Origin of the sequence: Nitrospira defluvii (assembly GCF_905220995.1) — a bacterium.
Taxonomy (GTDB): Bacteria; Nitrospirota; Nitrospiria; order Nitrospirales; family Nitrospiraceae; genus Nitrospira_A; species Nitrospira_A defluvii_C.
Map to the genome: position 1 here is coordinate 1,106,171 of NZ_CAJNBJ010000001.1, position 13,398 is coordinate 1,119,568.

Here is a 13,398-nt window from a genome sequence, read left to right on the forward strand (position 1 = left end):
CCCTTTTCGTCAAGCGCTCCGGAATCGCGTGAAGCGGGCGAACAGGATCGCCGCGAAGGGCAACGCCAGACCGAGCAAAGTCTGGACAATCAACAACATGCCCAACTGACTATAGTCATCGGGGGTCTGAATGGCGTTGGTCACCGGATCGCGCACCTCACGGGTGACCACGAACAGCTCGTTGAGATATTTCGTCCCGAGCTGGCTGAGCGACAGGGCGAGATTCGTAAACGAGGCCATCACCGCAAAATAGGTGGCTTTCAGATTGGCCGGCGCGGAGTTCGCAATCCAGGCCAGCATGGGAATCATGGAGATCTGGCCCAAGGGCGATTCGAGCGCCGTATTCACCAGGGCGATAAACCGCGCATCGACCACGCCGCCGGTCATCGCCGAGGTCCACTGATGAAGGCCGTAATACATGCTGACGATGGGAAGCCCTAAGAAAAACGCCGCCACGGCGAGAAAGCCCACCACATAAGCGATGGACCGTTCCGCCATGAACCGGCGAAAAAGAAACATGCCCGCAAGCGTCAAGGCGCTGCCGATCAGCGACAAGACCGACAGAAACTGCTGGTCGAATTTCAGCTGGTCGATCATCCACCAGGTCGCGCCTTCCCCGGGTCCTGGCACCGCACGGAACACGAACACGACCAGGGCGGTCCCCACGAGCACATGTCTGGCCTGAGGTTCCAGTTCACGGGTCAAACGCACCATCAACACCGACACGATGGCCATGGAGCCGGCGAAAACAATTTCTTCGCTATACGGGAAGTCCGCCACACCGACCGTCAGGGTAAACAACACGAAGGCCAGGCTCCCGCCAAGAATCCACCAATTGGGCTTGGTTGGCTCTTCAGGCCGCTCCAACAACGCCGCAATCTGTTTCGGCGGCAGTCCCTGGCTCAGGAACCGACGCTTCTCCCGCACACGCAGGATCGAGGCAGTGATCACGCCGAGGACCGACACGGCCGGAATCGCCAACGCGAGCAGATAGACCTGTTGATAGATCTCAGCGACCTTGTCTTTGGGCAGGTTTTCCACACCCGTAAACAGATACAGATTGATCAGGGAGACCAGAATGCCGCCGCCGATGATCGCGACGCGCCCGAGCGTTTGCATCGTGGTGTGCATGAGCTTCAGCGTCCCTTCATCGATCGGTTGCCCCCGCTCGTCTACCCGCGGAACCGCCTCGACGGTCATGGCATCGGCCACGGTGTCTTGAATCACGTAGCCGATCGGCGACAACAACACGCTGAGCACGTACCAGACCTCCGCCGGCATCACGGCCACCATCGCCTCACGATGACCGATCAGCCCGACCATGATCAGCAAGCTCGCCGCAATCACCCCGGCCCCGAGATAGACGAGCAGGCTCTTCCATCGCCAAAGCAGGTCGACCAGATGCCCGAACGGCATTTTGAGCGCCCAAGGGATCCCGGCCCAGAATCCCAGCGCAGCGAGAAACGCCGCGGAGAGGCCGAGATAGTCTTTCACGAAGAAGGTGCCCACGATGCCGGTGAGCCCGGAAATGCCGGCGGCCATGTAGACCATGAGCGGCGGGAGGTAGGACAGTTGGAAATCGCGAACGAGTTCCAGAATATTACGATCGATCCAGCGGGAAACGGCAGTCATCATATCGGCGTAACCGAGTAAGCTCTGGCACTCTCTTCGTCGTCTTCTCTGTTACCCGTACAAGGGAGGGATTTGCAAGCAGGCAGGAAGATGAGCGAGAAGGGCGGCAGCCCGCAGGCCACAGCCCTTCCCGTCTCTGCAGGGAGAGCTACTTTGGAAACTCGACCGGTGCCGCCACCTGTTGCCAGCCTTCACCATTGAGTGACCGCAAAAACGCTACCACATCCCGCTTCTCTTCTGCAGTGAGCTCTAACGGAATCAACGTATTGTCGAGATGGGGATTCTTAATCCCTCCCTGATTGTAGAAGTCGACGACCTCCTCCAGCGTGCCGAAGCGTCCGTCGTGCATGTACGGAGCCGTGCGCGAGATCTCCCGCAAGGTCGGCGTCTTGAACGCCCCGATATCCTCCGGATTCTTGGTCACCATGTACCGGCCCAAGTCCACCGTGTTCGTATCCCAGCCGATCCCCAGGTTGTGGAACTTTTCATCGGAGAAATTGAACCCCGAGTGGCAACGCGTGCAGCGCGCCTTGCCGCGGAACAATTCCAAGCCTCGTTTGGCGGAGTCGCTCAGGGCTTGCTCCTCTCCGCCGAAGTCGAACCGATCCGCAGGACTATTGCCCGAGATCAGCGTCCGTTGAAAACTCGCAATCGCCTTGCCGATGTTCTGCTCCGTAATCTCGCTGTGGAACACCTCGCCGAAGAGCGTGCGGTAGCCGCTGATCGTTTTCATCTTGGCGATCATCTCATCATAGTCGAGAAAGCCATGTTCAACCGGATTGATAAACGGTCCGGTCGATTGTTCTTCCAGGGTTTGAGCGCGTCCATCCCAAAACTGCGCCTTGCTATACACGCGATTGATCGCTGTCGGGGCGCTTCGACCGCCTTGCAACCGATTGATCCCCATCGACACGGCCTGTCCGTCGGTAAACGCCAGGCCGGGCATGTGGCAGTTCGCACAAGCGACGGTGTTCGTCTTAGACAGCCGCTTATCAAAGAACAGAACCCGCCCGAGCTCGATCTTCTTCGCCGTTTGTGGATTGTCCGCCGGAATGTAGCCCGCCGGGTCCTCTAGTCCCAACGGGATCTCCTGCGTGACGGAAGTCGGAGTCGATTGAGGCCCCGACGGTTCGCCCATGACACGCGTCGCCGCCAGACCACACGCTCCGACCATGACCCCTGCCGCGACGCCTGCGACCCATCTCATCCTTGTCTTCCGCATGGCTCCTCCTTTTCTCCTTCCCTCGTGATGCCCTGCGCCGGGGAATCATCGAAACATCAACGTGGACCCTGGGCGATCCTGGCGCTCGACATGCCGTTCCATTTTCTTGAGGACGTCGTCATCCGATAGGGCCACCCGATTGCCATCCGCGAATGCCGCAGGCTCATGCCCGATCTGCTTGGCCGGCGCGGCACACCCCTGCAACATCATCACGACGCATCCCATGCCGAAAGCCACTACCACCTGTCGCATGACCCACCTCCTTGTTGCACCCTGTTCGATTGCGACTTCATGATGAGACGATACCGGTGGCCGAACTATCAGTCCAATTGATAGTGTATGCATGGACGATTAGCGAAATTAATCATGCGAGGACTCCGGTTATGACCTTGACCGAACTGCAGTACATCGTCGCCTTGGCACAAGAACGGCATTTCGGCCGCGCAGCCGAGCGGAGTTTCGTGACGCAGCCGGCGCTGAGTCTGGCCATCAAGAAGCTGGAGGAAGAGTTGGGCGTGGCGATCTTTGAGCGACGCAAACACCAGGCAGTGCTCACCCCCCTTGGGGAACAAATCGTCCACCAAGCCCAGCTGGTGCTGGAGGAAGTGGATCGCATCAAACTTCTCGCCGCCCAAGGGAAGAATCAGCTGGTGGGAGCGTTACGGCTCGGCGCCATTGCGACGGTCGGCCCGTACCTGCTGCCGGATCTCGTGCCGCTCCTGCACAAGCGGGCACCGGAGATGCCGTTGGAGATCGAGGAGAACCTTACGGTCAACCTGACCGCCATGTTGAAGAGCGGCAAGCTCGACGTCATCATGATCGCCTTGCCGTTTGAAGAGCCTGGGATATTGGTGCAAGCACTGTACGACGAACCTTTTAAGGCTGTCGTGCCGTCAGACCATCGACTCGCGAAGAAGGGAACCATCGATCCTTCGGCCATGATGGGCGAGCGAGTCCTGTTACCCCATGCCGGTCATTGCTTCAGACATCAGGTGCTGGAGGCCTGCCCGGAACTCAGCCGGTCGGACTCCGAGGGCTTGCAGGGGAATTCGCTGGAGACCATTCGTCAAATGGTCGCCTCAGGGCTCGGCATTACCGTCATGCCCTCCAGCGCCGTCACTAGCAGACATCTGAACAAACGGCTCACCGTGTTGGATTTTACGAAACCGGTGCCCGAGCGTCGCATTGCCCTGGCTTGGCGCAAGGGGTTCGCCAGACCGGCCGTCATCAGCGTGATTCAAGAAGCCGTGAAGATGTTGAAGATTGCAGGACTGGAACCGATCTCCGCGACGGCCTGACCGGCAGCCTGAAGGGAGAGGTTCATGTGGCGAGTTTCTTCCCCGAGGTGGTCGTGGTGTTTACCGTGCAGGACCTGACGCAGACCTACCACGTCCCGCTGCTGCTCAGCCCGTTTGGGTATAGCACTTACCGACGCAGCTGAGCGGGGACCTCGGGCACACCTGACCGTTATTCGTGGGCTCCCGCAGCCAGCAACAGGTCCGCCATCACCCGGTATCCTTTCTGCCTGGCGTGCCGCAACGGCGTCACCCCATCGTGGTCGGCGAGATTCGGATTCGCCCCACGGGCCAGCAACAGTCGAACGATCTCTTGATGTGTCGCCCCGCCGTCACTCAACAGAATCGCTTCCAACAAGGCCGTCCACCCCAATCGGTTGACGTGGTTCACATCGATCGTCGTCTTCAAGAGTTCCCGCACCACGTCGACATGGCCACGCTCACAGGCTGGAATGAGTGCCGTCCCGCCGAACCGGTTATAGACGGTGAAATCGGGACCAGCGACCAAGGCGAGCTTCACAATCTCAAGGTAGCCGCTGGCGCCGGCCAGGAGCAGCGGGCTGTTCTGTATCACGTCTTGGGCATTAACGTCGGCGCCCGCTTGGATGAGCAACCCGGCGCTTTCCACGTGATTCTGATACGTCGCCGCCAGCAAGGCCGTGCGCCCGCGTCCGTCACGCGCGCGGAGGTCGGCCCCGTCTGCCACCAACTGCCGGACTAGCGCGACATCGTTCCCTTCCGCCGCCCTGATCAAGGCCTGGTCCCGGTCCCCGGCCACCGACGCCGCGTCCGCCCCGCCGACGCCGCCGAGGCACAGGCTAAGCACGCAGGAGAGCGTGAGGAAGGGGAGGTTCACGTGCGAACCCCTTGTCTGCGAAGGACCAGATCCTGGAGTGCCGCCCGCATCTCCTGTGGCGGTAGACGTATCCGCCCCCCATGGCCGGCCAAGACCCAATCGAAAGGATGTCGGGTGAGCCGTTCGCAGGACCGGAGGAGGGCATCGGCGTTCCATACCAACTGCCGGGGAGTTTCCAGTCGCCGAGTCTCCGGCTCCCACCACAGATGATCGCCCGTGAATAAGAACCGATCTCGATACAAGAGGCAGAGGCTCCCTTCGGTGTGACCGGGCACGGGAATGATGCGAAACTCCGGTCGGTACACGATCTCGTCCGCTCCCTCGATGATCTCCTCCGCTCCAGGTAGGGCATGGGCATCAGCCCGGTGAATGATGCGTGTCGCGCCAAAGCGCCGCGCATACCGTGCGGCATCCGCCACATCATCCTCATGCGTCAGGAAAATATACGACAGGCCGCCGAGGCGCTCGAAGGCATCCACCAGGTGCTTCAGATACCGCGGCGAATCGATCAACCAATTTCCATCGGGGTGCCGTACGAAGAAACTGTTGGCCCCGAACGACTGTTCCGAATTGAACCCGCAGTAATACACCTGGTCCTCGATGGGAAGGGGAAAGTCGGTCCGAGCGAGATCCAGCGCACCCTTGTCTCCCTGAGCGACGCCGATCGCCCCGGTGGGACAGGCGAGCAGGGCATGGTAGGCCTCTCGAATCTCGCGATCCGTGACCGGCTGACGAGTCACGACCGAATAGTCCCCGGCTTCCGCGAAACTGGACGGAGCCAATTGACGGCAGGCATCGCAGTTGATGCACCTGACATCCACGTAGAAATTGCCTTCCACATTCTCGATCAATCGTTGCGTCGGGTTTGCCATAACATGCTTCGCGTATTCGTTCCGGTTCCACAGGTGAGGGCGTTCACACCGCCGGCGGCATCCGTCGCTTTGCGATGTCAACCGCGCGCCAGAGATACCAGGCGGCAGCGGTGCGATAGGGTCGCCAGCGTTCGCCGTACTGCAGCACGTGTTTCGGCGTCGGCATGCGCGACAGACCGTAGGCAAGTCGAAATCCGTTGCGCACACCGAAGTCGTCCACGGGTAGGACGTCGGGCCGCCCGAGTTGGAAAATAAGCAACATTTCGACGGTCCATCGCCCGACACCACGCACGGCAATCAGCCGCTCGATAATCGCCTCATCATCCAGCCGTTGGATCACAGCCGTGGTCGGCACAGTCCCATCCAGCGCCTTGGCTGCCAAATCTTGTAGTGCCGCGATCTTGGCGCGGGAAAACCCCGCTTCTCGAATCACCTCGGCCGGAACCGCCAGCACATCGGCCGGGCGCGGAAACCGGCGACCGGGGAACAAGGTCCTGAAGCGCGCAAGGATACTCTCCGCCGCCTTCTCATGTAGTTGCTGAAAGGCGATGGCGCGAACCAGCGACTCAAACGGCGAACGCCTGGCCCTGATCGGAAGCGCATAGGGCCCGACCTCCCCGATCAGACGCTTCATCACCGGATCGACCCTACACAGGTGGGCGACCGCTGGCGACGGCCTGCTCATCCAACCGGCTAGCCCACGATCGCGTCGGCTTCGATTTCAATGAGCATGTCCGGATCGATCAACCGTTTCACCTCCACCATCGTGGTCGCCGGCCGGACAGAACCGAAAACTTCTCCATGCGCCCGGCCGACTTCCTGCCACTGATCGATATTGGCCATATAGATCCGTGTGCGGACCACATCGGCGATCGACGCGCCGGCCTGTACGAGCGCCGCTTCGATCGTCTTCAACGCCTGGATCGTCTGCGCGTAGGGATCGCCCTTGCCGACCAGCCCCGTAGCCGTCATCGCGGTTGTTCCGGAGACCTGCACCGACTGACCGACTCGCACCGCGCGTGAATAGCCGATTTTTGCTTCCCACGGGCCCCCTGTCGACACATTCCGTCTGCTCATGATTCCTCCTGAATAGCCTCACATCACAATGCCGCCGCCGGCCTGAATCGTCTGTCCCGTCAGCCACCGCGCATCTTCACTCACGAGAAACGCCACCACATCGGCAATATCCCCAGGCAATCCAAGGCGCTGCGTCGGCGAGCCGTGAAGGCCGATCTGCCGGTACTGGTCGGTCAAGACTCCGGTATCGGTAATGCCGGGCGACACGGCGTTGACGGTAATCCCTCGCGGAGCCAGTTCCTGGGCGATACCCTTGGTGAATTGCTCCAGCGCCCGTTTACTGCCCAAATATGCGCTGGCACCATGAAAATGCAACTGCGTGCCGGCGGTGGTGATGTTCACGATGCGCCCATGCTCCGGGAGCACTTTGGCCGCCTCCTGCATCGCAAAGTAGGGCCCCTTGGCATGCAGACCGATCAGCGCGTCAAAATCCGCCTCGGTGGTCTCAAAAAACGATTTCGGCGAAAACTTTCCGGCGTTGTTCACCAGAATATCCAGCCGGCCGAATCGCCCGACGGTTTCCGAAATCACCCGTCGAGCCTCGTCCGCGCGGCTCATGTCGGCTTGGATCAGCCAGGCCGTGCCGCCCTGTTCCTGGATCGCCGCGACCACCTCACCGGCCTGCTGCGCGCGCGTCCGGTAATGGACCACGACGGCAGCCCCGTCTTTGGCCAGCCTCAAGACAATGGCTTTCCCGATACCGCTGGAAGACCCGGTGACGATCGCCACCTTCCCGTTCAACGCACCCATCCTCGACACCTCTGTTTGCCTCGCACCCTCAGCAGACCTCGCCCGAAGCGATGCACCATCTTCCGGCACTCGCCTCCGTCCAAGCGATCTGCTACTGTCCGCCCATGAGTATTCGCTTGGATCAGACCGTGCCGTTCGGCCGTTGGTTAGGCGAATACGAGCTGATGTTTTCGTTGAGCGCGTCCGACCGTCAACGCCGCATTCTGGACTGCGCCGCCGGGCCGGCCAGCTTCAATGCGGAGCTCACCGCCGACGGCGGCACGGTCTGTTCGTTCGACCCACTGTATCAATTCCCTGGAGACGAGATCCAACGGCAATTCTTCCACAAACTGGACCAGGTCATCGATCAGATCCGGGCGACTCCCGAGCATTGGGTGTGGCGCTACCATCGCAACCCCGACGAACTCCGGCAACATCGAATCGGTGTCATGGAACGATTTCTCGCGGACTACCGGACAGGGCAAGGCACAGACCGGTATGTCTGCGGCGCACTGCCGACCTTGCCGTTCGAGCCCGATCAGTTCGACCTCGCACTCTCGTCCCATTTTCTGTTTCTGTACTCGGACCACTTCTCCCAGGCGTTTCACCTGGAGTCGATTCGCGCCATGACACGAGTCGCGTCCGAGGTGCGGATCTTCCCATTGATCGCGCTGCGGGCCGAGCGGTCGCAACACCTTGAGCCGGTCTGTGAGCGGCTGCAACGGGACGGGTACCGCGTCTCGATTGAACCGGTGGGGTATGAGCTACAACGCGGGGGCCATGACATGCTGCGCGTCTATCGACCATGAACCCCGCCGAATCGGCTCAGTCGGCTTGCCAATCCGGAGGCACGTTCCAGCGGCCGATGGCAACAAACTCCCTCGCAGACTTCCGCTCGCGCGGCGCCAGTTCACGCTGACGCAAGCGCTCGTCCAATATCGCCGGATCACCCGGATATCCGAGCGCAATCATCGCCACCGGTTCGAACCCCGCGGGAATGCCAAGGTCAGCGCGAGCCTTCTCCACATCGAAGCCCGCCATCTGGTGAGCGATCAACCCGAGCGCGGTAGCCTGCAAGGAGAGACTGAGGGCAGCCATACCGGTGTCGTGCCAGGCATGCCGGTTCGGTGTGCCTTCATCTTCAAAATGCATCCTCGCCACTGAGAGCAACAGCACCGGAGCCCGGAACGCCCATTTCTTGTTGCCTTCCTTGAGACAGGAAAAGAGCCGATCGTACCCAGCCGGATCCGCCTTCGTTCCGAGGATAAAATGCCACGGCTGCTCGTTATTCGACGAAGGCGCCCACCTGGCTGCCTCGAACAGGCTCCGCAACCTGTCCGGCTCCACCATGCGCTCCGAAAAGGCTCGCGGGCTCCATCGGCGCTGGAGCAAATCGTGAAGGGGAAACTGTGTCTCGGCCGGCTTTTCCATGAATGATCCTTCCATGAACTCTTCTTCTATCTGGGTTGTTGATGCCAATGTGCGCACGACGCGTGCCGGATTACCGGCCACGACACAATCAGGGGGGACCGAATGAACGACCACACTTCCCGCACCCACCACGCTGCGATCACCAATCGTCACACCGGGCAGAATCACCGCTCCGCCCCCGATCCAGACGTCGTTCCCGATTCGGATCGGACGCGCAGATTCCAGGCCAGACCGGCGCACATCTGCTTCTAGCGGATGCTGCGCCGTGTAGAGCTGCACGGCGGGGGCGACCTGCACATCATTTCCAATCATGATGGGAGCACAGTCAAGAAAGATGCAGTGATAATTGATGAATACATTGCGGCCGAGGCAGATATTGTAACCGTAGTCGCAGGTGAAACGAGGCATGACGACGGTTCCCTCTCCGACTGCACCCATGATTTCTCGGAGCAACGACAACAGAAGGTCGGAGTCCCCATCCGAGATGGCATTGTACCGAGCGAACAGCACCTGCGCACGACGACGCTCAACCGTAAGTTCCGCCGCCGACGCACGATACAACTCTCCCGCCAACATCTTGTGCTTGTCACGGTTCTCAGTCATCTCTTCGCGCGGCATCCCCTCACATCAGCGGGTCGGGCGGACTCCGCATTCGTCCAGATGACGCAGGAGGTCAGCCGGGTCATCATAGGTACGGTACGCGCCCGCCCGCTCCAGTTCTTCTCGACCGTAGCCGCCTGACAAGAGTCCCACCCCGAGCGCGGAGGCACGACGGGCCGCCAGCAAATCCCAGACGCTGTCTCCGACGACGATGCACTTCGCAATCGGGACCCGAAGCTGTTCTGCAGCAGCCAGAAATAAATCAGGATCCGGTTTCGCGCGTTTGACTTGATCTCGAGTCACCACCGGCGTTCCTGGAGGCAGCGCCAGCAACTGTAACGTATGTTGCGCGCTCTGCAGCCGCCCGCTGGTGGCAATGGCGAAAGGCACACGACCCGCCGTCAGCGCATCCAGCAGGTTCTGCGCACCCGGCAGCACCCGGAGCGATGGAGCCTGCTTCACAAACGCCTCTGCGTGCACCCGCTGAATGCGTTCCGCTTCTTCCTTCGAAACCGGCCGACCGGTTTCACGCCAGAGAGCCTGTAACATGAGACCGCCGCTCATGCCGATTTGGCGATGAATCCTCCAGACCGGCAATTCGATGCCGGCTGCCTGAGTGGCTTCACGCCAGGCCAGCACATGCTGGTAGACGCTATCCACCAAGTGCCGTCCAAGTCGAAAAGAAACGCGAGAGAGTCGAGATCCTGCGAGGCAGCCATCGGTTTTAGCTTTCCAATTTCGTCTCCATCGTAATCGTCGTATTGAGCAAGCGGGAAATCGGGCATCCGGTTTTGGCCGCCGTGGTCGCTTTCTCCCAAGCGGCTGCATCCGCCTTGGGCACTCTGCCCTTCACGTCCAAATGAATGCCGGTGACCGTCCACCCTGCGTCAAGTTTTTCCATCGTGACCGTCGCAGTCGTGGCGAGCTGGTCGGCGACCAGATTCGCCGCGCCCAACTGTGCGGAGAGGGCCATGGTGAAACAGCCGGCATGGGCCGCCGCGATCAGTTCTTCGGGATTGGTCCCATTACCGTTCTCGAATCGGGTCGTGAAAGAATATTGGGTCTGGGACAGGACACCGCTTTGTGTCGAGACCGTCCCCTTGCCGGTTTTCAAATCGCCGTTCCATTGTGCCGAGGCGTGACGTTTCATGTGATCCTCCTCATGTGTATCGTTGATGACATAGGCAGAGCCGATCGGACTACCGCTTGGATTCCTGCCAGGCGCTCCAACCGGGTCCGACCCGATGGGCGACATAACGATGGTGGGACGTGATCCTTTGCATGGACCCCTGACTCAACTCAATGGTCATTGGTTCACCGCTCCGGAAATCGACGGTCACCTGTCCCGGCTCGCGATCGATCGTCACGGAGATTCGCCGACCTCTCCATTGCAGGGGAAACGATAACCGGTCCCAGTTCGATGGAAGGTGCGGGGCGACGACAAGTCCCTCCTCTCGAAGCCTGATTCCCCCCATCCCAAACACGGCGGCCTGCCAGAGTCCCCCCAGGGTGGCGATGTGCACGCCCCCGGCCGACTTGCCCCCGTGATGCGCAAGATCGATCGCCGCTGCGTCGTAAAAGTACTGGGCCGCCAGATCGGCCTCGCCGAGCCGCGCGCTCACTACGGCATGGAGGGCGGGACTCAAGGAACTGCCATGTGCGGTACGCGGCGCATAGTACCGGACGTTCGCCTCATGGACGGCAACGGGGAACCGTTCCCAAAAGAGGGCGCTCAGCGCGACCACGTCGGCCTGTTTCACGACTTGAGCGCGCTGCGTCCTCTCGCGTCCGATCGTCACATCGATGGGAACCGACATCGGGCGGTATGGCTGGAGGTCGAGTTCCTCCAGGTCAAAAAAGCCGGCAAATTGCTCGAACAGATTGGTTGCGCGATCGAATCCCGTCACCATGAGCGCCGCAGTCCGACGCCAGGAGTCCGGTTCATCGGGCGTGACCCGCACACGCTCGCTGATGATAGGCCAGACATCCGCACGGTGGGAGCGGAGCCAATCGACCGTGTCTGCGGCCCGTTCGAGATTCCATTGCGCCATGACGTTCGTGTAGGCATTGTCATCCACGGACTCATGGTATTCATCCGGGCCGATGACCGTTCGAATGTGGTACCGCCCGTCAGGCTCTACCCGACCACGAGTGGCCCAGAATCGCGCGGTTTCGATGAGGATGTCTGCGCCGGCCGTGAGAAAAAACTCCTCATCCGCCGTCGCCTGCCAATATTGCCAGACCGCATAGGCGATATCCGCGCTGATATGGTGCTCCTGAATCCCCGTGAGGACCTGAACCACCCGGCCGTCCGGCGCGCGGACCGTCTCCGGCGTGACATCCGCTCCCGTATCGGCAGACTCCCAGGCGTACAACGCTCCTTGATATCCCAGCCGCCGTGCCCTGTCGCGAGCGGCCGGAAGCGTATGGAAACGATACTGCAAGAGCGACCGCGCCGCCGCAGGATCGGTGAAGGTGTAAAACGGCAGCAGATAAATTTCAGTATCCCAGAAGACGTGCCCCTTGTAGGTCGGACCGCTCAGAGCCCTGGCGCCGATGGATACACGCTCGTCCTGTGGATTCACCGCACTGTTGAGATGATAGACCGCAAAGCGGAGCGCGCGCTGCGCCGTCTCATCGCCGACCACCTCGACTTCGCTCGCACAGCACCGCTCCTCCCATGCCTGGGCGTGTCGTAACAGATTCGCGGCCAGCCCCGTCTCGGCAGCTCGGCGAACATGGCCGGTGGCTGCCTCGGCAGGATCCCGGACCTCGCGAGATGAATAGACGACGACGGAGCGATCGAACCGAGCCGCCGCGCCCCGTTGGGCTCGCCATACCCACTGCTCGGCGCACGCTTCGCCCGAGCCGTTCCCCACACTCTCCAGACCCTTCTCATGTTCCAGCCGGCTGTGAGAGGCCATGGCGATCGTTGTTCCTCTGTCCGTCTGCCCCAGGAGCAGGGCTGCATTGCCTTTCAGCTCGGAAGACCAGTGGATCTCCGACTGAGGATTGCTCGTGGCGGATTGGATCGTGATGTCCCCCTCATAGTTTTCCGGCGTGACCGTGACGGACTGGAGCAAAAGGTGTCGATCGTGAAGACACACGGCGCGCGCATAGGTGAGCGCCGTCACTCGGCCTCGGTCATCCTGGTGCCGCCACTGTCGAAACAGCACCCCGTGCTGCAGGTCGAGGATGCGTCGGTGATCGAGCGTCGTTCCGGTTTCGAGCGACAGCGGGACCCCTTCCACCAGTACGCGAAGATGCGTCCAATCGGGCAGCTCCGCGAGTTTCAGGACGCCTCCTGCTCCCCCGGTACCCGTAAACACGCCGGCCAGATACGTCACCGGAGAGGATGGGCCTGCACGTTCGTCGAGCGAACCCCGCGTTCCCACATAACCATTTGCCACGGTGAAAATCGACTCGATCCCAGGCTCGCAATTGTGGTCGAACCCTGCTTCGACCAGGGCCCAGCGTGGGTCAACGGCGAATGGAACCCTGACCGACAAGAACGGCGTAGCCGCGTTCACCCCTTCTTCGCCCTGATCCGGCACGGGCAGGATCGCTTTGTCGTGAGGTTTCCACATCGTGACGTTCCTTCACATCTTCGAAGGGGAGAATGGTAGCATGCAGTCACGACCACGTATCCCGCATGCCGACACACAGACTGACACGCAAGGGAGA

Annotated in this window: 14 protein-coding genes and 2 pseudogenes; 3 read left to right on the forward strand and 13 right to left on the reverse strand. The window is 61.0% G+C overall.

From position 1 onward, the window contains the following. Positions 1–9 precede the first annotated feature (9 nt). The 3 genes from KJA79_RS05335 to KJA79_RS05345 all read right to left on the reverse strand — a co-directional run bounded on the left by KJA79_RS05335 (position 10) and on the right by KJA79_RS05345 (position 3,106). Positions 10–1,635, reverse strand: a complete 1,626-nt coding sequence (locus KJA79_RS05335) for an MFS transporter (RefSeq protein ID WP_213040946.1) — start codon at positions 1,633–1,635, stop codon at positions 10–12. 145 nt (positions 1,636–1,780) lie between these two features. Continuing rightward, positions 1,781–2,854 carry a cytochrome-c peroxidase gene (locus KJA79_RS05340; protein WP_213040947.1) on the reverse strand — a complete coding sequence of 358 codons (1,074 nt, stop codon included), beginning with the start codon at positions 2,852–2,854 and terminating at the stop codon, positions 1,781–1,783. Positions 2,855–2,899: 45 nt separating this feature from the next. Then, positions 2,900–3,106: a hypothetical protein gene (locus KJA79_RS05345; RefSeq protein ID WP_213040948.1), complete on the reverse strand. Its 207-nt coding sequence runs from the start codon at positions 3,104–3,106 to the stop codon at positions 2,900–2,902. A gap of 131 nt (positions 3,107–3,237) precedes the next feature. On the opposite strand from KJA79_RS05345, the gene KJA79_RS05350 reads away from it, so the two are divergent. Beyond that, the gene (locus tag KJA79_RS05350) at positions 3,238–4,152 is read left to right on the forward strand and encodes a hydrogen peroxide-inducible genes activator (protein WP_213040949.1); all 915 of its coding nucleotides are present in this window, start codon (positions 3,238–3,240) and stop codon (positions 4,150–4,152) included. 26 nt (positions 4,153–4,178) lie between these two features. Further along, positions 4,179–4,295 (forward strand): hydroxyisourate hydrolase, encoded by a 117-nt coding sequence (locus tag KJA79_RS22775; protein WP_246507431.1) that lies wholly within the window; start codon positions 4,179–4,181, stop codon positions 4,293–4,295. Between the two features lie 26 nt (positions 4,296–4,321). Here KJA79_RS22775 and KJA79_RS05360 read toward each other — a convergent pair whose 3' ends face one another. Genes KJA79_RS05360 through KJA79_RS05380 form a run of 5 tightly spaced genes read right to left on the reverse strand, consistent with a single transcriptional unit; the run spans position 4,322 to position 7,704 of the window. Continuing rightward, positions 4,322–5,005, reverse strand: a complete 684-nt coding sequence (locus tag KJA79_RS05360) for an ankyrin repeat domain-containing protein (protein ID WP_246507433.1) — start codon at positions 5,003–5,005, stop codon at positions 4,322–4,324. Further along, on the reverse strand, positions 5,002–5,877 hold the full coding sequence (locus tag KJA79_RS05365; RefSeq protein WP_213040951.1) for an MBL fold metallo-hydrolase: 876 nt from the start codon (positions 5,875–5,877) through the stop codon (positions 5,002–5,004). The genes KJA79_RS05360 and KJA79_RS05365 overlap by 4 nt, the downstream gene beginning before the upstream one ends. Before the next feature lie 43 nt (positions 5,878–5,920). Further along, positions 5,921–6,511 carry a DNA-3-methyladenine glycosylase family protein gene (locus KJA79_RS05370; RefSeq protein WP_246507435.1) on the reverse strand — a complete coding sequence of 197 codons (591 nt, stop codon included), beginning with the start codon at positions 6,509–6,511 and terminating at the stop codon, positions 5,921–5,923. Positions 6,512–6,570: 59 nt separating this feature from the next. After that, positions 6,571–6,954, reverse strand: coding sequence for a RidA family protein (locus KJA79_RS05375; protein WP_213040953.1), 384 nt, complete (start codon positions 6,952–6,954; stop codon positions 6,571–6,573). 18 nt (positions 6,955–6,972) lie between these two features. Beyond that, entirely contained in the window at positions 6,973–7,704 is a 732-nt protein-coding gene (locus tag KJA79_RS05380; protein ID WP_213040954.1) for an SDR family oxidoreductase, read from the reverse strand. Between the two features lie 104 nt (positions 7,705–7,808). On the opposite strand from KJA79_RS05380, the gene KJA79_RS05385 reads away from it, so the two are divergent. Further along, positions 7,809–8,492, forward strand: coding sequence for an SAM-dependent methyltransferase (locus tag KJA79_RS05385; protein WP_213040955.1), 684 nt, complete (start codon positions 7,809–7,811; stop codon positions 8,490–8,492). 16 nt (positions 8,493–8,508) lie between these two features. On the opposite strand, the gene KJA79_RS23130 is transcribed toward KJA79_RS05385, so the two are convergent. From KJA79_RS23130 to KJA79_RS05410, 5 genes and pseudogenes are all read right to left on the reverse strand, one after another. Further along, positions 8,509–9,114: a nitroreductase family protein gene (locus tag KJA79_RS23130; RefSeq protein ID WP_213041374.1), complete on the reverse strand. Its 606-nt coding sequence runs from the start codon at positions 9,112–9,114 to the stop codon at positions 8,509–8,511. A gap of 57 nt (positions 9,115–9,171) precedes the next feature. Next, a pseudogene (locus KJA79_RS23135) lies at positions 9,172–9,717 on the reverse strand (sugar O-acetyltransferase); the annotation flags it as partial. 24 nt (positions 9,718–9,741) lie between these two features. Beyond that, positions 9,742–10,433: pseudogene (locus KJA79_RS05400) on the reverse strand (HAD family hydrolase). A 5-nt stretch (positions 10,434–10,438) separates the two neighbouring features. Continuing rightward, positions 10,439–10,864 (reverse strand): OsmC family protein, encoded by a 426-nt coding sequence (locus KJA79_RS05405; RefSeq protein WP_213040957.1) that lies wholly within the window; start codon positions 10,862–10,864, stop codon positions 10,439–10,441. A 49-nt stretch (positions 10,865–10,913) separates the two neighbouring features. Continuing rightward, positions 10,914–13,301 (reverse strand): glycoside hydrolase family 65 protein, encoded by a 2,388-nt coding sequence (locus KJA79_RS05410; RefSeq protein WP_213040958.1) that lies wholly within the window; start codon positions 13,299–13,301, stop codon positions 10,914–10,916. Positions 13,302–13,398: the final 97 nt, after the last annotated feature.

Bases quoted from the DNA above. Each gene is read 5' to 3' on its own strand.
- KJA79_RS05365 (WP_213040951.1), bottom strand. From the start codon at position 5,877: ATGGCAAACCCGACGCAACGATTGATCGAGAATGTGGAAGGCAATTTC.
- KJA79_RS05410 (WP_213040958.1), bottom strand. From the start codon at position 13,301: ATGTGGAAACCTCACGACAAAGCGATCCTGCCCGTGCCGGATCAGGGC.
- KJA79_RS05340 (WP_213040947.1), bottom strand. From the start codon at position 2,854: ATGCGGAAGACAAGGATGAGATGGGTCGCAGGCGTCGCGGCAGGGGTC.
- KJA79_RS23130 (WP_213041374.1), bottom strand. From the start codon at position 9,114: ATGGAAAAGCCGGCCGAGACACAGTTTCCCCTTCACGATTTGCTCCAG.
- KJA79_RS05385 (WP_213040955.1), top strand. From the start codon at position 7,809: ATGAGTATTCGCTTGGATCAGACCGTGCCGTTCGGCCGTTGGTTAGGC.
- KJA79_RS05345 (WP_213040948.1), bottom strand. From the start codon at position 3,106: ATGCGACAGGTGGTAGTGGCTTTCGGCATGGGATGCGTCGTGATGATG.
- KJA79_RS05375 (WP_213040953.1), bottom strand. From the start codon at position 6,954: ATGAGCAGACGGAATGTGTCGACAGGGGGCCCGTGGGAAGCAAAAATC.
- KJA79_RS05405 (WP_213040957.1), bottom strand. From the start codon at position 10,864: ATGAAACGTCACGCCTCGGCACAATGGAACGGCGATTTGAAAACCGGC.
- KJA79_RS05370 (WP_246507435.1), bottom strand. From the start codon at position 6,511: ATGAAGCGTCTGATCGGGGAGGTCGGGCCCTATGCGCTTCCGATCAGG.
- KJA79_RS05335 (WP_213040946.1), bottom strand. From the start codon at position 1,635: ATGATGACTGCCGTTTCCCGCTGGATCGATCGTAATATTCTGGAACTC.
- KJA79_RS05350 (WP_213040949.1), top strand. From the start codon at position 3,238: ATGACCTTGACCGAACTGCAGTACATCGTCGCCTTGGCACAAGAACGG.
- KJA79_RS05380 (WP_213040954.1), bottom strand. From the start codon at position 7,704: ATGGGTGCGTTGAACGGGAAGGTGGCGATCGTCACCGGGTCTTCCAGC.